Here is a 17,800-nt window from a genome sequence, read left to right on the forward strand (position 1 = left end):
TCATCGGTTTTACAATTAGGACAAAAACAATAAACATCATTTTAACGGCAGGTGGTACGATGAAATTATTGATCATCAAACTAATTATGATCATCTCGCTAGCCGGCATCGCTATGGGAATGGACAGACTGCTTGGTTACTCCTTTTATCAATCCATTTACAATATCCTTTTTCCGTTTCGAGTGATGAAAGGTGCTGAGATGATGATTTTTTTCATATTTGTGCTGCTATGGATCATTGATTTATTCGCAGAAATCTTGAAGCATAAAAAATACCAAAAACAACCATGAGCAATTTTACTCCTCCCCCATGCGTGAAAATCCACCCTCCCCATCATGATGCTAACGCAAACAGGTTGAAAATACGCGCTTTTTCATGGTGTTGCGTCCCTGTCATAGAACTGTTTGAGTCCATTTGGCGCTCCACCCATTGTCAGTCCTTTTCATATGAAAAGATGGCTACGGACAGAAAAAAGAGAAAGGCTGATGCGAAACCCTTTTCGCATCAGCCTCCTTTCGCTTCGCTATTTCTTTTTCTTCCAAACTGAAGCAGCCTTAGTGAATTCAGCAAGACAAGCAAGGTTGCTCCCATATCGGCAAAAATGGCCATCCATAAGGCAAGCCATCCCGGAATAATGAGCAAGAGCGCCAATAATTTTAAGAATAGGGCAATGGCCACGTTTTGTTGAATCATGCGCAGCGTTTTCCGGCTTAGGCGGATCACATACGGAAGTTTTTCCAAATCATCCCCCATTAACACAATATCTGCAGTCTCCAGCGCCACATCCGTTCCGGTATTTCCCATTGCGATGCCAATATTGGCCGCCGCCAACGCCGGGGCATCATTGACGCCGTCACCAACCATCGCAATACGATCGAATTGTTTTTGCAATCCGTGAATAGCGGCTAGTTTTTCCTCTGGCAATAGCTCAGCGCGCACATCGGCAAGCGGAAGATCCGCAGCAAACGTATGGGCGGTTGTTGCATTGTCCCCTGTGAGCATCACGGTTTGCGAGATTCCTAGTTTTTTAAGCGCCTGCAGCACCTTGCCGGCGCTAGGGCGCAGCTGATCGGAAACAGCGATCATTCCCAGCACGCTTGTTTCATCGCCCACTAGCATCACTGTATTTCCTTGTTTTTGCAACGTTTCGATTTTCGTATGAATCGTTTCGCTTAACGATAAATGCGAAAATAGTGAAGGTTTCCCAATATAATACATCGTTCCATTGACACGGGCTGCGGCTCCTTTGCCGGCCATTGCCCGAAACTCCCTAATCTCCATGCCATCAACCGACAGCTGCCATTGTTCCGCTTTGCTCAACACTGCCGAAGCAAGCGGATGTTCTGATTGTTTCTCGATCGCAGCGGCAATTTGCAGCAATTGTTTTTCATTGATATGGCTTACTGGATAAACTCCCGTTACTTCCGGCGTTCCCGTTGTTAACGTCCCCGTTTTATCAAACGCCATCGCCTTAAGTTTTCCGACCTCTTCTAAATAGGCTCCTCCTTTGATCAACACCCCTTGCCGCGCCGCCTGTCCGATCGCCGTAACGATCGCGACCGGCGTACTAATGACAAGTGCGCACGGGCAGCCAACAACAAGAATTGTCAATCCGCGATAAATCCATGTCAGCCACTGTTCATCGAACCATAAAGGCGGGACGATGGCAACGAGCAAGGCAATCAGCATAATCGCCGGCGTGTAATAGCGGGCAAAACGGTCGACAAATTGCTGCGTTGGCGCCCGCTCGGCCTGCGCTTCTTCGACAAGATGAATGATTTTGGCAATGGTGGAATCTTCGACGCGCTTTGTAACGCGCACCTCAAGCGCCCCTTCGGCGTTTAACGTCCCGGCATATACTTCATCGCCGCTCGTTTTTGCAACCGGCATCGCTTCACCAGTAATCGCCGCTTCGTTGACCGACGATTCCCCGCGAATGACCACGCCGTCCATCGCGATTTTTTGTCCGGGTTTCACAAGAATCGTATCGCCGACCATCACCTCTTTGACATCCACTTCATACTCTTTGCCGTCGCGGAGCACGAGCGCTTTTTTCGGGGCGATATCCATTAGCCGCTGAATCGAACGGCGTGCCGTATCCATGGAATATCTCTCGAGCGCTTCGCTAATCGCAAATAGGAAGACAACGACCGCCCCTTCTTTCCATTCTCCGATGCACGCCGCGCCGATGATGGCGATCGTCATCAATGTTTTCATATCAAATTGTAGGCGAACAAGATTGTTGATTCCGGTTTTTAATAAATGATAGCCGCCGACCAGGATGCTTGTTGCAAACAATAAAATCGCGGCAAGGCTCGTTTCGCCAACCGCATGCGCCGCGACAAAGCCGCTGAGAAGAAACAACGCGGAAACGGCGGCAAGCACGTTTGTTTTCTTTTTCCAAAACGGCGCTGCTTTCTGTTCTTTCCGCTCCGTTTCCGGAATGACGGTAATTCCGTCAAACGCTCCCGCTTTTTCCAGCTCTGCGATCGACGCTTCGCCAATCACCGTTAGTTTCGCCGCGCCGAAATTGACTTCAGCATCTTTGACCGTCGCAATCGACTTCACATTTTTCTCAAACCGTGCCGCACAGTTAGCGCAGGAAAGGCCTTGAAGGCGGTACACATGTTTATTTTCCATCGTTTTCTTCCCCCTCTTTGGCGTGGACAAGCGCCAGTGCCACAAGCTGTTCGACATGGTCGTCTTTCAGCGAATAAAACACGAGTTTCCCCTCTTTGCGGTGCTTGGCGATTCCCATATCGCGAAGCAAACGCAAATGGTGGGAAGCGGTTGCGACCGTGCAGCCGATAATCGTCGCGACATCACAGACGCATAGCTCTTTTTCAAGCATTAGCGCATACGTGATTTTTAAGCGCGTCGCATCAGCGAGTGCTTTAAACAGCTGTTCCACCCCGCTGATTTCATTGATGCGCTGCCGGACGGCATCGACTTTTTCCGCGTTAATGGAAAATACTTCACATACATCGTTCGCCATCTTGTCACCTTCATTCAAATATTCGTTTGAATATAGTATATTCCTTCATCAACAAACGTGTCAATTCATTCAAACAATAATTTGAATATCTTTCAATCAAAAAAGGGAATCATTGCGATTCCCTTTTATCATTCCGCATTCCCTCGGGCTTTTGTGAGCAGATGATGATCTTTGAGCCACTTTTCTACATGCGTATACGTTTCTTTCCACGCAAGAAGAATGGTATCGCCGTCACTTTGTAAAAGCTCGATATCCCCCTGCCATACTTTGCTGCTATCCAGCATCGCGCTTGCCGGCTCTTCCATTAAGTCGGCTTTTAACGCTTCGATAAATGAATCAATTTGCTGCGGCTCGATGATCGTCAACGTTTTCTCGCTCGTCTCTGGGTGGCGGAAGGCGACTTGGCGAATCGGCGAATATCCTTGATCGCGCAGCAATAAATAATAGTTTTTCTTATACTCTTTCGATTCTAAAATTGGTTGATAATAGGAAAAATACGGTTCGCTAGGCACACCATACTGGCGGATCATCCGCTTGCCGTTCTTGAACACATAACCGATGACCACTTGTCGCTGCGCCTCAGACGGAAACGATCTTGGTTGATCTTTGACTAGCTGTTGGTGAAATGCGTAGACGGCTCGAATATTTTCTTTTTCCTTTAAAAACTGGTTTTCTTGTTCAAACGGCACATACGAACGTTCGCCATTTTCAACAAAATCATAGACGGAACTGCCGAAATAGACTTGGCGGATATCCTCTAACACTGGCAGCCGTTTTTCATATCCGGTTATATCAAGATGAACCAAAATGCCGATGACCACCATCGCCGCGGCAAAATAAGTGTACCCTTTCCACTTATGGAAAACCCGCCACGTTTTTTCGATAATCATTTCGGCAATGAAAAAGCCGATAAATGAGAAGGTGACATATCCGAATACAATCCAGGAAAACTGATTTTGCGTAACGCCAAAATAAAAACCGCCGACGAGCATCGTACAAAACGCGACGCCGTACTTAAAGATCGGACGGAGCACCGGAAACGCCAATGCCTGCGTCGCCGCCTCGCTATGCCGTTTTTGGTACAGCCAAATCGCGAAAATAAGGAACAACATAATAAAAAGCAGATAAATAAGCGATTCGCCCGCTGCCAACGGTTCTGCTTCAAGATTTAAATAGCGGAAAAACGGCACAATTGTCTCCAGATTTTTTGATAAATAATAACCGGCCGGGAATCCAATCAATAAAAACGAGGTATTGGCTAATAATAAAATCGTGATGCCTGCCGGGAATAAAAACAAAATATACGTAAATACGACTTGCAGCGTCGACATGCCTGTCATCATTCCGACAAACACGCCAGCGGCAAAAACAAACAGTTCCATGATAGCCGTTTCCCACATCCAGCGGATGATGTCACTGATCGTTAGCGGCACGGAAAGACTTAATCCATAGCGGCAAACGACGGTAAGCAATGAAATAAGCACGATTGGAATGACAATGAGCATCACTCCAAACACGACTTGCTGGCAAAACAGTTCCGCTCTCTGTACAGGTAAACTATGCATAAAATCAGATGATGGTTTGCCTTGCATGTAACGAAATAAGAATGCGGCTAATAACACCGGCAGCGTAAAAACAATCATCGATTGAAACGGCGCGGAAATGCTGTATAAACTTTCCCATTCGGGATAAATGCCGCCGTCTTTCTGCTGGGAGTAAGCCATCAATAATTGCAGCGGAATGGCGGCGAACCACAGCAAGAAATGCACGATGCCAATCCAGCCTACGCTGCGAAGATTTTGCACAAAAAGCCCACGGTTAAACGATAATATTTTCGATGGCATAGCCGACATCCCCCATTTCGTAAATGAAAATTTCTTCGAGCGTAAGCGGCAGGATATCGAAAATGAGCGGCTGAAACGGCTTAATATAGGAAACGATTTCCTGCTTTTCGCCGCGCACAATAAGGAGAAGGACGCTGCCGCGCTGCTCTTTGTAAACGATATTAAGCTGCTCGGCAAATTGCTTTGGAATTCCGTTGCGAAACGCGACTTGAATTTTATGGATATCGGTTTTCATCGCATCCAGCTCTTTTTCAAACAGCATTTCTCCCTCATGCAAAATGCCGATGCAGTCGCAAAGATCTTCCATTTCCCGCAAGTTATGCGAAGAAATAACGACCGTCATTTCGCGCTCGGCGACCTCTTGGACGATAATGTTTTTCACTTTTTGCCTGACGACCGCATCGAGTCCATCAAGCGGTTCATCCATGACGAGCACGTCCGGCATCGTCGAAAAGGCGAGCCAAAATGCGGCTTGACGCTGCATTCCTTTCGAAAACTGGTGGATTTTTTTGCGCGGGTCAAGCAAAAATATTTCTTGTAATCTTGTAAACCGCTCCCGATGAAAAGATGGATAAATACTTTCGTAAAACGCGGCCATTTGCTCGATCGTTGTTTGCGGGAAGAAATATACATGATCCGGCAAAAACATGATTCGCCGCTTTATTTTTGGATTTTCCCATACCTCTTCCCCATCAATGAGCACTGTGCCATGATCGGGACGGATAATCCCAGCCATCATCTTTAACAATGTCGTTTTCCCCGCGCCATTGGAGCCGAGCAGGCCGTAAATTCTTCCTTTTTGCACCGTCATGCTGACTCCGCGAATCGCTTGAAAGCGGTCAAACGTTTTCGTTACGTTCGTCAAATGAATCATCTGTTTTTCCCCCTCTCTCCCCTTGTTCCGCTTGTTCGATCCATTGCAGCACTTCTTCTTTTGTCACTCCTAAAAAAAACGCCTCGGCAGCCAGACGGACAATATCGTGGCGAATGGCTGCGATTTTTTCTTGGCTTGCTGTTTTCGCCTGCGGAGAAACAAAGTTTCCCTTTCCTGGAATCGAATAAATAAACCCTTGGTGCTCTAATTCCCGATACGCTTTTTGAATCGTGTTTGGATTAATCGTTAATTGTTTCGCCATCATCCGTACGGATGGCAGCTGCTCATGCGGCTTCCATATTTCGCGGATGATCATTTCTTTCATTTTTTCGACAAGCTGTTCATAAATCGGTTGGCGGCTGCGAACGTCTAACTCAAACATCTCCCCCCCTCCTTTCATCATCTGTATCAACTGTACTATTAATAATAGTACACTTATAACAGTTAAATAGCAAGTATTTTCCATAAATAAAAAAAACGTAACATAAGGAAATGATATTCCTTACATTACGAATACGTCTGCACAAACAGGCCGTCCCCTTCCAGCCATTCGGCAATGATGACGTCCTGATACGATGACACTCCGTGAGCACGCAATTGTTCGTTTAGCCATTGCTCATCTTTGCCAATTGCGTGCAGTTCATCGATAAGCGGCTGTCCCTCGCGGATGAGCGTAACCGGAACATGAACGGGATGAGGCGGCAATTGAAAATCTTCACGTATCGTTTTTTGATATTTTGCTTTTTTCAAGACGCTGATTGTTCCGTTTGCCTCTAAATAGCAAAAAGCGACTTCCCGCAATGAAAACGTTTCGTTTTGACGAAGCAAACTTTGCAGTTGATTGAGCGTCATCCGGCTTTTCTTCAATGCTTCATAGTCAATGATCCCATTTCGGATTAATGCTGTCGGTTTTCCTTCACTAAGACGGCGAAACGGGAGCCATTTTTGGCTCATGTATTCGACAAGCAATAATAGCGCTCCCCATAGCGATATCGAATAGATAATATACCAAAGATGGACATGATCGTCATATAGAGCGTTTCCTAACAGCTCTCCTAATACGAGCGCCGAAATAAATGTAAATGGGCTTATTTGATGGATCAGTTTTTTGCCGGCCACTTTCACAACGAGAAATAAAAGCACAAATCCTGTCACAAGCTCTACTGTTAAATGCACCCATTTCATTCATTGCCACCATCCTGATTATGATTCGTTAGTTTCATTATGAACAACAACATGCTAAATTATGTCACGGCAAAGTTTTTGCCGCCTGAAGCCAAGAACGCAACTCCTTTTTTCAACAATTGTTTATTCCCTTATAAAAAAGCTATTTTTCCATCCCATTCTTTCCGTATAATTATAATAATAGGGTCGAATTTTCGTGGATGGGAGATATTTATGGGTTCTTATATAAATCAACATGTATTAAACAATTTGTTTTATATTTTAGTGAGCGTATTTGTTTTTTATTTTATTTATGATCACGGGGAGATATTTAAAAAGCGGCCATCATACAGAAATGCCCTCCTTGCCATTTGCATGGGGTTTTCGATCATTTTATGCATGAAATTTCCTATTTACATTGATGAACGTTGCATCCATGACTTACGACAAATTCCATTTCTTGTAGGCGCACTATATGGCGGCGGAATCGTCGGCTTTATTTTGCTTCTGATTTTGTTGGCTGCTCGCTCTCTGATTTACGGATTTGAGTATATTACTGCGATTGTGTATATGACCATGTTTGTGGTCACAGCTCTCATTTCGCCGACATTTAAGACATTAAAACGCCGAAACAAACTCTCTATGTCGGTCTGGTTAACCTTTTTTCTGGCGATTCTCACCACGTTTCTCGCCATCATCATCGCCCATTTTCCAGTAACGGACACTTATATTGTTTATTTCATTGTACTTCCTCCCATTGGGATGCTATTTGTCGTGTATATTATGGAAACATTAAAAGAAGCAATTATGATGCGCTCCAAACTGGTTAAAGTCGAGAAAATGGAAGTGGTTAGTCAGCTTGCGGCCAGTATTTCACACGAAGTTCGCAATCCATTAACCGTTGTCAAAGGATTTATTCAATTATTAAAAACCCCTTCTCTTTCACAAGATACAAAAGATCGCTACATTCAAATTGCTTTAGACGAAATTAATCGAGCGGAAGCGATTATTAACGATTATTTAACCTTTGCCAAACCAGCATCGAACAAGGTAGAACGTCTCATGGTAGATGCCCAGTTGCGAAAGGTCGTTCAGATGCTGGTGCCAATGGCTCATATGAGCTCGATTGAAATTGTTGAAGAGCTGCAACCCGCTGCGATTGTCGGAAACATTCAGTACTTTCAACAGTGTTTTTTAAATTTGATAAAAAACAGCATCGAAGCCATGCCAAACGGAGGGACATTGACGATTTCATCCCGCGTGCATGGAAATCATGTCATCATTACGATTAAAGACACCGGCGTGGGAATGACAACGGAACAAGTAGGCCGTTTTGGCGAGCCATACTTTAGTACAAAAGAAAAGGGAACCGGTCTTGGAACAATGATAGCGGTAAAGATGATTCAAACGATGCAGGGAGCGCTGCATATTCAAAGCGAGGTAAATAAAGGAACCACATTAACGATTACGTTTCCTAAGGCTGCGAACTGATCCTGTCAGAAAGAAAGGGATGTGGAGCTAGCCCACATCCCTTTCTTATGTAGATGTCGAGTGCGAGGGATGTCTCTCTTTTTTCTGAGATAACAAGAGAACCGTCACCATAATGCAAACGGCTCCAATGGCTTGAAACAGACCGAACGGGACATGTAAAAAAGCAATCGAGGCTATTACGGCTGATAGCGGCTCTACGCTAGATAGCAAGCTCGATTCCGTCGGCGATAAGTAGCGAATGCTTTCGACAAATAATAAAAATGCGAATAAAGTGCCAAATACAACGACAAACAAGATAAGCAGCCACGTCTGTGCATCCCAGCGGACCAACGGCAGCGGAAAAGGAGGAACAACAAAACACATGACTCCCCCTCCGATGACCATTCCCCAACCGACAACGATGGTGGAGTGCCACTGTTTCAGCATCTGTGCCGAAGATAATGTATAAAAAGCTAAGGCAACACCAGAAAGAATTCCCCAACCAACAGATATCAATGGCACTTTTAATTCCCCGGTTGAACCGTTTGTAATTAATAGAAAAGTCCCTAAAAGAGCCAATACAATAGCAAACACCGCCTCTTTCGATGGACGATGCTTTTGGACAACCATGGCGTATAACACAATATAGACAGGAGCTAAATATTGCAATAATGTCGCCGTAGCGGCATTGCCCGTGGCGATCGATGCAAAATACGTATATTGCACTCCAAGCATGCCGAAAAACCCAAACAATAGTAAGTTTACGATGCTTTTGGCGTCGGTCCAGATCGAAAATATCGCCATTCGTTTGCATGCCGCAAACAATAGCAACGCGCTTCCCGCCAGCATCATTCGCACCACGACAAGCCATTCTGCGGTTATTTGCTTTTCCTGAAATAACACTTGCGCCGCTGTTCCTGATAATCCCCAAAGCGCTGCACCGGTGATGACCATCATTAGTCCTTTGATGCGACTAGAGACTTGTGTGGCCATAATTCTCCCCTTCTTTTGACTGATGTTGATGGATAGGATGCTTAACGGCAATAAACACCCCTATGATAATCAGCAACCCGCCTACATAAAACGAAGCTGCAATTTGTTCATGTAAAAACAAAAAGCCAAAAACAGCGCCGACGAGCGGCTGAAAAAAGAAAAATAACGAGCCAATCCCGGCATCCATCATTTCCATTCCTTTATTCCAGAGAAAAAACGCCCCCGCGGTCGAAATAATCCCAAGATAAAGAACCCCAAATACGACGATCATGCTAGGAAAAGAAACGGGTTGTTCATATAACTCCCAAATCATAACCGGGGTAGTGAATAATAAAGCAAACAAAATGGCATAGGTTGTGATCGTCAAGGCCGAAAAGCGGGTGGAAGCCACTTTCACGTACACAGATAAAAGCGCCCATGTCAGCGCCGCCCCAACTAACATCATATTCCCCCAAAATGATGTCCCCCCGCTGTTGTCCAAACCGATGACGATGACAACCCCGATGGTAGCCAGCAAAAGAGCAAAAGCTTTTCTCAAGGTGATCCACTCATGTAAGACCAATCTTGCAAACAAGACAATAAACGCCGGAGTTGCCGACGTGATCAACGCCCCTGTATGCGCATCGGATAATTTGGTGCCGACAAATTGCAACGATATCGAAACAAAATAGCCAATAAAACCAATCCAACCTAGCAAAAGCCAATCTTGTTTTCGAAGGGATAGCCTCGCTTTTGTTTTATATTGATGGACTTTTAATATCCCAAATAAAACAACGAACGCGATGGCATAACGAAGCCACACTAACGTAAACGGCGGAACGAAATCGAGGACATATTTGCTGACAACGTACATTCCGCCCCAAATGCTGGCTGCCAGCGATAAATAGAAGGCGCCGAAAAATGTATTTTTCATTGAAACAACCCTCCGTCTTCATCGGGATTGAAAAGCCGTCCTCCCTAAGACGAGGCGCGATTATTAGCTGCTTCCCCCGTCTTAGAAGCGAGCCGCAGGTTGATCGTTTTCCAATAAATCGAAATACATTCTCATCGTTTCTCATCCTTTTCTCTATAATCATTTCATTTTGTTTCATTGTATCAAATTATCGTGAAATATACATTCATATTTTCCTAATTATTATGTATGTTGCGAAAAAGAATAGGCATTGCTGCTTATGGAAAAAATAGCAACATAGTTAGTAATTCACCCGAAGAAAGGTGTCCGCTGTGAATCATACTCCGTTAAGTACCGTTCAACTGATTTGTGTGTTTATGTTATTCATCGGGCTAATAAATCATGTCATTGTGCTCCCGTTGCTATTAGACGCAGCCGGTCGTGATGCGTGGATTTCGGCAACCATGGCCTTTGCTGCATTGCCGTTATGGCTTCCGCTTTTATATTTTGTCATGAAGCAATCCAATCAAATGCATTTATTCTTATGGTTAAAAACAGAATTTAAAAGTGTCATTGCATATTTCGTGGCTATTCTTGGAAGCCTATTATTACTGGTTATCGGCTATGTTACAGTCAACGACACGGTTACATTTATTACCACTACCTTCTTAACGCGTACACCTGATTGGGCCATTTTGTTAATCTTAACAGTGATGTGCTTTTATAACGCATATTATGGCATACCATCCATTGCAAAGACGGCGGTCATTCTTTTACCGTTTGTCGTTATTTTTGGGATGTTAGTTGCGATCACAACTACGCCGCATAAAGATTATTCATTGTTAAAGCCAATTATGGAAAATGGCTTTACCCCTGTTTTAAAAGGGATGATCTATGCCGGTGCCGGAAATGTGGAAATTTTTCTTATTTTATTCATGCAACATTATCTTCCAGCTCGCTTTTCTTTTAAATCGCTGTTAATCATTAGTGTTCTCGCCGCAAGCTTAGGCATTGGTCCAACGATTGGCGCGATTATTGAATTTGGACCGAAACAAGCAGCGGATTTACGTTACCCGGCCTTTGAAGAATGGGGATTGATCAGCTTTGGAACGTACATTGAATATCTTGATTTTCTTGCGGTTTATCAGTGGATGTCTGGAGCATTTATCCGAATTTCCCTGGCTACTGCGCTCATCCCAGAGCTATTTCACGTAACGGATAAAAAAGCACGATTATGGATTTTGATCGTTATTTATATCACTATTTTTTTATTATCATTGCTTCCCATTAGCGACGACGAATTTTTAGATTTTCTATATCGATTTGTTTTACCGTTTTCGCTACTATCCATTCTATCTCTCTCTTTGCTTATTGGGATATTGGCACTCATTTCATATTTCAAAAAGAGGAGAGCTTAATCATGCAGATTCCTTCAAGAGCGCCGCAAGTCAGAAATAATCCAAATGATCATAGCGGACAGGAAACGCTCATTGTTTCCGAGCAAACGTTGCGGGATCATTATTCGAACTGTAAAGATGTCGCGATTCTTACCTCGACGATTCAACCAGCAAAAACCGCAAGCGGCACGCTTACCCTAGTGTTTGTCTATTGCGAGGAGCTGTGTGACACTCAGCTGATGAAACAGGTCATATTTCCAATGTTTCGTGAAATGTGCCGTAAATATCCTTGCCAGTCGGTGGAGGAAATTGAAGCAAACAAACTGATGCCAATGGAGCTGCTTGGAAAAGAAGTGCTGGTGGATGATCTAGACTATCTTCTCTTTAACGGTGATTTATTAGTCTACTTTCAAGAAGCGGATGTTTTATATTCCCTTACGCTTGCCAATCCGCCCAACCGCGACCCGGAAGAACCGAACACGGAAGTGTCGATCCGCGGCCCGAAAGACGGTTTTATTGAGGAAATTTCGAAAAACGTCGCGCTTATCCGCAAGCGAATTAAATCCCATAAGCTCTGTTATGAACAATTTATCGTCGGAACAAGAAGCCAAACAAAAGTGGGATTAATGTACATAGAGGACATCGCGAATCGTGAAATGATTCATGAAGTGAAAAAAAGAATTTTACAGCTAAATATTGATTCCCTGACGAGTACCAATCAGTTGGAAGAGTTGCTTGGCGACAAACGATTCTCTCTGTTTCCGTTATTTGCCTACACAGGACGGCCGGATTTTGCTGTGAATAGTTTATTGAATGGAAGATTTATCATCCTGTTAGACGGTGCTCCTACCGTCATTATTGGTCCGGGAAACTTATTGTTTTTACTGAATACATCGGAAGATAACGCTACAAACCCTATCTTTGTCATTTTTCAGAGAATCCTTCGCTTCATGGGAATCTCATTGGCTATTTACTTACCTGGATTTTGGACCGCCTTATTATCGTTTCATCCAGGAGAAATACCATTCACTCTCTTAGGAACGGTTGTGCTTTCCAGGCAAGGAGTGCCATTGCCTGTTCCACTGGAAATGTTTATCATGGTGGGGCTGTTCGAAATTGTTAAAGAAGCGGGTATGCGCTTACCGTTAGCGGTTGGCCAAACATTATCGATTGTCGGCGGATTGATTATTGGGCAAGCGGCTATCAGCGCTGGCTTATTCACACCGGGAAGCCTTGTTGTTGCGGCCATTGCCGTGGTCGCTTCGTTTACATTAGTGAATCAAAATTTGTCAGGAACCGTGGCGCTATTGCGTTTTATTGTCTTAATCGCTTCTTCTGTATTAGGGTTATTTGGGTTTATCGTTTCTTTATTTATACTTTTAACATATGTGGCGAATTTAAAAATATTTGGAATTCCGTATCTTATGCCTCTCTCTCCTCCAACCATGGATATTTTCAAAACCTTAATTCCGAATGGTTGGAAAAAATTCAAAAAGAGAGCAGGTTTGGTAAAACCGCAGGACGATACACCAAGGGGGGAAGCGAATTGAATTTCAAAACCGCCTTTCCCTTTATGATTTCTATATTCTTGTTAACAGGATGCTGGGGATCGCAAAATATTGATCATCTTTTTTATGTCGGTGCAATCGGTATTGATTATAAGGATAATCGGTTTATCGTTTATGTGGCCTTCACTAGCTTTACCGGATTAGCGAAAGTCGAGTCTGGAGGTGCCCTTGAAAAATCCGGCATTGCCGTTGGAAAAGTAGAAGGCGAAACGTTTAATATCGCAACCGATAATCTGTATCCTTCTATTCAGCGAATGGTATCATGGGCGCATGTGAAAAGTATCGTGTTTACAAAAAGAGCGCTGAAGAAAGTAGTGCTAGAAGACGTCTTAGACGTTTTAGACCGATATAACGAAATTAGGCATACACTATGGGTTTATGTGACAGATGAGCCGATAACAAAACTTTTTTTTGGGGCAGCACCACTTTTGCATACATCGCCATACTATTCTTTATTAGCCAATCCTAGTGAAATTTTCAATCAAAGTTCATTTATTCAGCTGATTCGCTTAAATCGCTTTGAAGCTGATATGCGTGAAGATTCCAAAACAGTGCGACTTCCTTATCTCAGCATTACTACGCGCCATTGGAAGGAGGGAAAAAAAGAAAAACCGATGTTAAATTTAAAAGGAATGTGCTTTATACACGATGATGAACTTCAAAAATGTTTTGATCGCTCTAAGTTGCTAGGAATCAGATGGCTTGAAAAACAAATAAAAAGAACCCCTATTTATGTAAAAAAAGGAAACAAAGTCGTTGCATCAATCGTTGTTCTTAAACCTAAGTCAAAAATTTCCTATCAGCGCAAAGGATATACTCCTGTATTTAACATAGAGGTAACCGCCAAAGGAAGTGTGATTGAGTTAAGGGAAAAATTAACGGAAAAACAATTAGTTCGTTTGGCGCAAAAAACGGTGGAAGATGAAATAAGAAGTCTCTACAAGCTAGGGCTAAAATATGATATTGATACCCTTAACCTCTCTGAAGCCATGTATCGCCAAAAGCCAGAAGATTGGAAGAAGTTTTCCAAAAACGGAGAGATTCCATTAACAGACGAAAGTTTAAAAAAGATTAAAGTAAAAATCTCCATTAATACATTTGGGAAAGAAAAATTGAAATACTGATGTATCGTGGACCTCTCTCCTAAATAATGCTGATTTGCATCATTGTGATATGGTGCAGCTTCCTTCCGCTGCTTGGGGTACTCACGAGGTGGTTACCAAAAGAAAAACCGCTCGTTTCTCAATAGGCGAAAAGGCTGTCTTCCGTAAGAAACGGAGACAGCCTCCATTGGTTTGTAAGAAGCGGATGGGCCAGCTTCCATCGTACAATGATCATTTTACCTATATGAATAACTATTTCACATGTTGGGTTGAACCTTTTCCTAAACCGTAGCTTGTAAAAAAGAGGAAGTATTACTTCTCCTCACGCACTTCCTCAAAATAATCTTTATAAAACCCGCCAATTTTTCCGGTGTTATCAATAATAAAATAAAATTCTTCCGTTTCGTTTTTCACTTCATACGTTTTTCCTGGTGTTAGCACATGATCAACGATGTATTTTTCCGCGTTTGTATGTACACATTTCACTTTTTTTAACGTTGGGCGTTTTAACCAAGTTTGATGAATCATGTTCGACTCCCCTTTTTCTGTCATCATTACTACTCCCATTTTAGCGATATTTCGATTCGGCTGCAATATCAAAAGAATGGCCATTCACAGTTTTTGATGAATGGAAGTACTGTTGGGCATGCTATGGATGAAAGTTTTTCAAAATAAGGGAGGAGACACGATGGAAAAACGCCCGAGCGAGCGTCAATTCCAACAAGATGTCAAGCAATACAACATGGATAACGTGATCAACGCGCCAAAAAACTACGTATATCGGGTCGGATACGAAGCATCAAGCGGCAATCCGACCGGAAATCATGACGAAGCGAAAAAAACGCGCGATTTGCAACAATAAACGAGAATGCCTATTTGGTATTCTCGTTTATTTGTTTAAGACAGCTTCAAACTCGATGATTCTGCCACACGGTTCAATGACCGTTTCCCCGTTTTTCTGCACTTCACGGAAAATCGGCCGTTCTATGCGGCGAATGGGGCGATATCCTTCTGCTTTTATGCGCTTGAGACATTCGTCAATCGTTTCCTGTTCTTCGACGACAAAAATTTTTTTCATTACTATAATCCCTCCTTTCTTTTTATCATCACCTATTTCGCTGCAAAAAACAAACCGAACGCGATGGCAGCGTTCGGTTAACGGATTTTCTGTACATATTTTTTGTACAGTCCATACAAAATGGCAGTTTTGTATGTTTCCACTTTTTTTCTTTCCACAGGATGATAGCGAACTCCTGCCTCTTTCAACTGTTGAACGAGCCAACCTTTGGAACCGAAATAAGCCATAAGCATCCCCCTTTTTCTGTTGCTTGTCCTATATATACGGCGAAAAACAAAAAAACAGAACTAAAAAACGGATTGGCGTCATTGCCAATCCGTTTTTAATCATCTTCTTCATCGTTATCATGTTTATGGCCTTTTCCTTTTCCTTTTTCTTTTTGTTTCTTTTCATGTTTGTCATGCCAGTGATGTCGTCGTTTTTCCTTCTCTCTTTTTTCTTTCGGGCCGTGTTCATGTTTTCGTTTCTCTTCTTTTTTCTGTTTTTCTTCTTCTTTCTTTTGTTTATGCCATTGTTGCCATTGTTTCTGTTCTTTCTTTAAAGCCGGGTAGGCAAATGATTGCGCCGGTGTGCCTTCGAGCGCTTTTTCCATGATTTCACGGAAAATAACAGCGACGGTCTGGCTACTTGTCGTTTGTAAATAATGGCGTTTATCGGTACGATCATATCCAAGCCAGACAGCTCCGACAAGCTGTGGAGTATAGCCAACCATCCATTGATCTTTTACCCCATTTACTCCGTCTACTGGAACTTGGGTTGAACCTGTTTTTCCCGCTAACGCTCTTCCAGGAATGCGTGCGCGTTTCCCTGTTCCTTCTTTTACGACCCCTTCGAGCATAAACGTTATTTTTTGTGCCACTTCTTTTGATGTGACGCGCACATCATGTGGTTTCCATTTCGCTATCTCGTTGCCGTTTTTGTCGACTATTTTTGTAATAATGTGCGCGTCTGTTCGCACGCCATCATTCGGAAACACGGAATACGCTTCAGCCATTTGCAATGGGGATACGCCCTGCCGCATTCCGCCTAATGCGACTCCTAAATAATGATCTTTTTCGTCCAAAGGAATCCCAAACCGTCGCAACGCATCGATTCCTTTTTCCAATCCGATTTGATCCAAAAGCCATACAGCAGGAACGTTCAGCGAATCAATGACCGCCTCATACATCGTGACACTTCCGCGGTATGTATGGTCATAGTTTTCCGGGCGGTAACCGTTAAATTCGACCGGCTCATCTTTTAATTCGTCAAATATATGATATCCTTGTTCTAACGCAGGCGTATACACGGCAAGCGGCTTCATTGTTGACCCCGGCTGGCGTTGTAGTTGCGTCGCCCGGTTAAACCCGCGGAATACATGCTCGCCGCGCCCCCCAATTAACGCCTTGATCCCGCCTGTTTTCGGATCTAGAAGCACCGCACCGCTTTGGACAAGCTGATCGTCCGTTCCCTGCGGAAACAAAGCGTCGTTTTGATACACGGTTTCTAACGCCTCTTGCATGCGCGGGTTCAACTCCGTATAAATATGAAGCCCCCCGGACAGCACTTCACTTTGTGTGACATGGTAGCGCGCGATCGCCTCTTCGATCAGCTGATCCACATAATACGGATATTTACCTTTGTATGGGTCTGGTTTTTTTTCTTTTTGAATCACCATTTTTTCATTCTTGGCGTGCAAAAATGTCTGCTCATCAATATAGCCTTGTTCCTTCATCAGCTGAAGTACAACGTTTCTTCTGGCAATTGCCTTCCCATAATGACTGGCCGGCGACAAGGCGGACGGGGCTTTAATCAGCCCGGCAAGCAGCGCCGCTTCGCTGACGGTTAATTTGGAAACGTCTTTGCCAAAGTACGTTTTCGCAGCGCTTTGCACCCCCCACGCCCCCTCACCGAAATATACGCGGTTTACATACATCTCCAAAATTTGTTGTTTGGAATACGTGCGCTCGATTTTTTTGGCAATAAACCATTCCTGCCATTTTCGCCACAACGTTTTTTCGTTCGTTAAAAACACGTTTTTGGCAAGCTGTTGGGTAATGGTGCTTCCGCCTTCGGTCCATCCGCCTGCTTTTATGTCGCGAAAAAGCGCTCGCAGCATTCCATAATAATCAATGCCATGGTGTTGATAAAAACGACGGTCTTCGGTCGCCACCACCGCTTCAAGAAAATGATTAGGAATTCGTTCGATCGGTACCTCCTCCATCTTCGATGAGGAAATTTTGCTGGCGACGCGGCCATTTTGGTCATAAATGATGGTCGGAGCCGGCAGCGGTTTTTGCAACGCGCTTATATCTCTTGTCGCGATATACCATTGCATCGTTAAATAGACGCCGACGATAAAAACCGCGAACACAACTCCAGTAAGCAGCCAATGCCTTTTCCGTTTGTTTTTTCTTGCTTGCCATCGGCTTTGTTGTTCCAA

General features: G+C 43.7%; 18 protein-coding genes. 6 read left to right on the top strand and 12 right to left on the bottom strand.

Annotation, left to right across the window (positions count from 1 at the left end):
• The coding region (locus tag GCA01S_RS09645; protein ID WP_052510032.1) for a hypothetical protein at window positions 1-290 on the top strand (290 nt) is incomplete at its 5' end.
• A 214-nt stretch (window positions 291-504) separates the two neighbouring features.
• Here GCA01S_RS09645 and GCA01S_RS09650 read toward each other — a convergent pair.
• The 6 genes from GCA01S_RS09650 to GCA01S_RS09675 form a co-directional block, all read right to left on the bottom strand.
• Window positions 505-2,640: a heavy metal translocating P-type ATPase gene (locus GCA01S_RS09650; protein WP_042409442.1), complete on the bottom strand. Its 2,136-nt coding sequence runs from the start codon at window positions 2,638-2,640 to the stop codon at window positions 505-507.
• On the bottom strand, window positions 2,630-2,995 hold the full coding sequence (locus GCA01S_RS09655) for an ArsR/SmtB family transcription factor (protein WP_042409446.1): 366 nt from the start codon (window positions 2,993-2,995) through the stop codon (window positions 2,630-2,632). The genes GCA01S_RS09650 and GCA01S_RS09655 overlap by 11 nt, the downstream gene beginning before the upstream one ends.
• A 128-nt stretch (window positions 2,996-3,123) precedes the next feature.
• Entirely contained in the window at window positions 3,124-4,839 is a 1,716-nt protein-coding gene (locus GCA01S_RS09660; protein WP_042409448.1) for an ABC-2 transporter permease, read from the bottom strand.
• Window positions 4,814-5,713, bottom strand: a complete 900-nt coding sequence (locus GCA01S_RS09665) for an ABC transporter ATP-binding protein (RefSeq protein ID WP_042409450.1) — start codon at window positions 5,711-5,713, stop codon at window positions 4,814-4,816. Before GCA01S_RS09665 ends, GCA01S_RS09660 begins: the two co-directional genes overlap by 26 nt.
• A complete protein-coding gene (locus tag GCA01S_RS09670; RefSeq protein WP_042409453.1) occupies window positions 5,679-6,095 on the bottom strand; it encodes a GntR family transcriptional regulator in 417 nt (138 codons plus the stop codon). The genes GCA01S_RS09665 and GCA01S_RS09670 overlap by 35 nt, the downstream gene beginning before the upstream one ends.
• A 125-nt stretch (window positions 6,096-6,220) precedes the next feature.
• Window positions 6,221-6,898: a DUF421 domain-containing protein gene (locus GCA01S_RS09675; protein WP_042409456.1), complete on the bottom strand. Its 678-nt coding sequence runs from the start codon at window positions 6,896-6,898 to the stop codon at window positions 6,221-6,223.
• 213 nt (window positions 6,899-7,111) lie between these two features.
• Here GCA01S_RS09675 and GCA01S_RS09680 point away from each other — a divergent pair, with 213 nt between their 5' ends.
• Window positions 7,112-8,368, top strand: a complete 1,257-nt coding sequence (locus GCA01S_RS09680) for an ATP-binding protein (RefSeq protein WP_042409460.1) — start codon at window positions 7,112-7,114, stop codon at window positions 8,366-8,368.
• Window positions 8,369-8,413: 45 nt separating this feature from the next.
• Here GCA01S_RS09680 and GCA01S_RS09685 read toward each other — a convergent pair whose 3' ends face one another.
• Window positions 8,414-9,340, bottom strand: coding sequence for a DMT family transporter (locus GCA01S_RS09685; RefSeq protein ID WP_042409462.1), 927 nt, complete (start codon window positions 9,338-9,340; stop codon window positions 8,414-8,416).
• Complete coding sequence (locus tag GCA01S_RS09690; RefSeq protein WP_042409465.1) at window positions 9,321-10,253, bottom strand: DMT family transporter; 933 nt, start codon at window positions 10,251-10,253, stop codon at window positions 9,321-9,323. Before GCA01S_RS09690 ends, GCA01S_RS09685 begins: the two co-directional genes overlap by 20 nt.
• Window positions 10,254-10,564: 311 nt before the next feature.
• Here GCA01S_RS09690 and GCA01S_RS09695 point away from each other — a divergent pair, with 311 nt between their 5' ends.
• From GCA01S_RS09695 to GCA01S_RS09705, 3 genes are read left to right on the top strand one after another with little or no spacing between them, the layout of a single operon-like run.
• Window positions 10,565-11,650 carry a GerAB/ArcD/ProY family transporter gene (locus GCA01S_RS09695; RefSeq protein WP_042409466.1) on the top strand — a complete coding sequence of 362 codons (1,086 nt, stop codon included), beginning with the start codon at window positions 10,565-10,567 and terminating at the stop codon, window positions 11,648-11,650.
• Window positions 11,651-11,652: 2 nt separating this feature from the next.
• The gene (locus tag GCA01S_RS09700) at window positions 11,653-13,179 is read left to right on the top strand and encodes a spore germination protein (protein WP_042409470.1); all 1,527 of its coding nucleotides are present in this window, start codon (window positions 11,653-11,655) and stop codon (window positions 13,177-13,179) included.
• The gene (locus GCA01S_RS09705) at window positions 13,176-14,321 is read left to right on the top strand and encodes a Ger(x)C family spore germination protein (protein WP_155835562.1); all 1,146 of its coding nucleotides are present in this window, start codon (window positions 13,176-13,178) and stop codon (window positions 14,319-14,321) included. Before GCA01S_RS09700 ends, GCA01S_RS09705 begins: the two co-directional genes overlap by 4 nt.
• A gap of 291 nt (window positions 14,322-14,612) precedes the next feature.
• Here the strand turns inward: GCA01S_RS09705 and GCA01S_RS09710 are convergent, their stop codons facing one another.
• Window positions 14,613-14,828: a DUF6501 family protein gene (locus tag GCA01S_RS09710; protein WP_026078661.1), complete on the bottom strand. Its 216-nt coding sequence runs from the start codon at window positions 14,826-14,828 to the stop codon at window positions 14,613-14,615.
• A gap of 160 nt (window positions 14,829-14,988) precedes the next feature.
• On the opposite strand from GCA01S_RS09710, the gene GCA01S_RS20530 reads away from it, so the two are divergent.
• Entirely contained in the window at window positions 14,989-15,162 is a 174-nt protein-coding gene (locus GCA01S_RS20530; protein WP_169735606.1) for a hypothetical protein, read from the top strand.
• Window positions 15,163-15,189: 27 nt separating this feature from the next.
• Here GCA01S_RS20530 and GCA01S_RS09715 read toward each other — a convergent pair whose 3' ends face one another.
• From GCA01S_RS09715 to GCA01S_RS09720, 3 genes are all read right to left on the bottom strand, one after another.
• Window positions 15,190-15,378, bottom strand: a complete 189-nt coding sequence (locus GCA01S_RS09715; RefSeq protein ID WP_042409473.1) for an NETI motif-containing protein — start codon at window positions 15,376-15,378, stop codon at window positions 15,190-15,192.
• 77 nt (window positions 15,379-15,455) lie between these two features.
• Window positions 15,456-15,605 carry a DUF2639 domain-containing protein gene (locus tag GCA01S_RS19300; RefSeq protein ID WP_017437452.1) on the bottom strand — a complete coding sequence of 50 codons (150 nt, stop codon included), beginning with the start codon at window positions 15,603-15,605 and terminating at the stop codon, window positions 15,456-15,458.
• A gap of 95 nt (window positions 15,606-15,700) precedes the next feature.
• Complete coding sequence (locus GCA01S_RS09720; protein ID WP_042409475.1) at window positions 15,701-17,800, bottom strand: transglycosylase domain-containing protein; 2,100 nt, start codon at window positions 17,798-17,800, stop codon at window positions 15,701-15,703.

The sequence above is a fragment of the Parageobacillus caldoxylosilyticus NBRC 107762 genome, assembly GCF_000632715.1.
GTDB lineage: Bacteria > Bacillota > Bacilli > Bacillales > Anoxybacillaceae > Saccharococcus > Saccharococcus caldoxylosilyticus.

What these genes read in the sequence shown, in the direction of transcription:
- GCA01S_RS09650 (WP_042409442.1), bottom strand. Translation starts at nt 2,640, where the DNA reads ATGGAAAATAAACATGTGTACCGCCTTCAAGGCCTTTCCTGCGCTAAC.
- GCA01S_RS09655 (WP_042409446.1), bottom strand. Translation starts at nt 2,995, where the DNA reads ATGGCGAACGATGTATGTGAAGTATTTTCCATTAACGCGGAAAAAGTC.
- GCA01S_RS09660 (WP_042409448.1), bottom strand. Translation starts at nt 4,839, where the DNA reads ATGCCATCGAAAATATTATCGTTTAACCGTGGGCTTTTTGTGCAAAAT.
- GCA01S_RS09665 (WP_042409450.1), bottom strand. Translation starts at nt 5,713, where the DNA reads ATGATTCATTTGACGAACGTAACGAAAACGTTTGACCGCTTTCAAGCG.
- GCA01S_RS09670 (WP_042409453.1), bottom strand. Translation starts at nt 6,095, where the DNA reads ATGTTTGAGTTAGACGTTCGCAGCCGCCAACCGATTTATGAACAGCTT.
- GCA01S_RS09675 (WP_042409456.1), bottom strand. Translation starts at nt 6,898, where the DNA reads ATGAAATGGGTGCATTTAACAGTAGAGCTTGTGACAGGATTTGTGCTT.
- GCA01S_RS09680 (WP_042409460.1), top strand. Translation starts at nt 7,112, where the DNA reads ATGGGTTCTTATATAAATCAACATGTATTAAACAATTTGTTTTATATT.
- GCA01S_RS09685 (WP_042409462.1), bottom strand. Translation starts at nt 9,340, where the DNA reads ATGGCCACACAAGTCTCTAGTCGCATCAAAGGACTAATGATGGTCATC.
- GCA01S_RS09690 (WP_042409465.1), bottom strand. Translation starts at nt 10,253, where the DNA reads ATGAAAAATACATTTTTCGGCGCCTTCTATTTATCGCTGGCAGCCAGC.
- GCA01S_RS09700 (WP_042409470.1), top strand. Translation starts at nt 11,653, where the DNA reads ATGCAGATTCCTTCAAGAGCGCCGCAAGTCAGAAATAATCCAAATGAT.
- GCA01S_RS09710 (WP_026078661.1), bottom strand. Translation starts at nt 14,828, where the DNA reads ATGATTCATCAAACTTGGTTAAAACGCCCAACGTTAAAAAAAGTGAAA.
- GCA01S_RS20530 (WP_169735606.1), top strand. Translation starts at nt 14,989, where the DNA reads ATGGAAAAACGCCCGAGCGAGCGTCAATTCCAACAAGATGTCAAGCAA.
- GCA01S_RS09715 (WP_042409473.1), bottom strand. Translation starts at nt 15,378, where the DNA reads ATGAAAAAAATTTTTGTCGTCGAAGAACAGGAAACGATTGACGAATGT.
- GCA01S_RS19300 (WP_017437452.1), bottom strand. Translation starts at nt 15,605, where the DNA reads ATGGCTTATTTCGGTTCCAAAGGTTGGCTCGTTCAACAGTTGAAAGAG.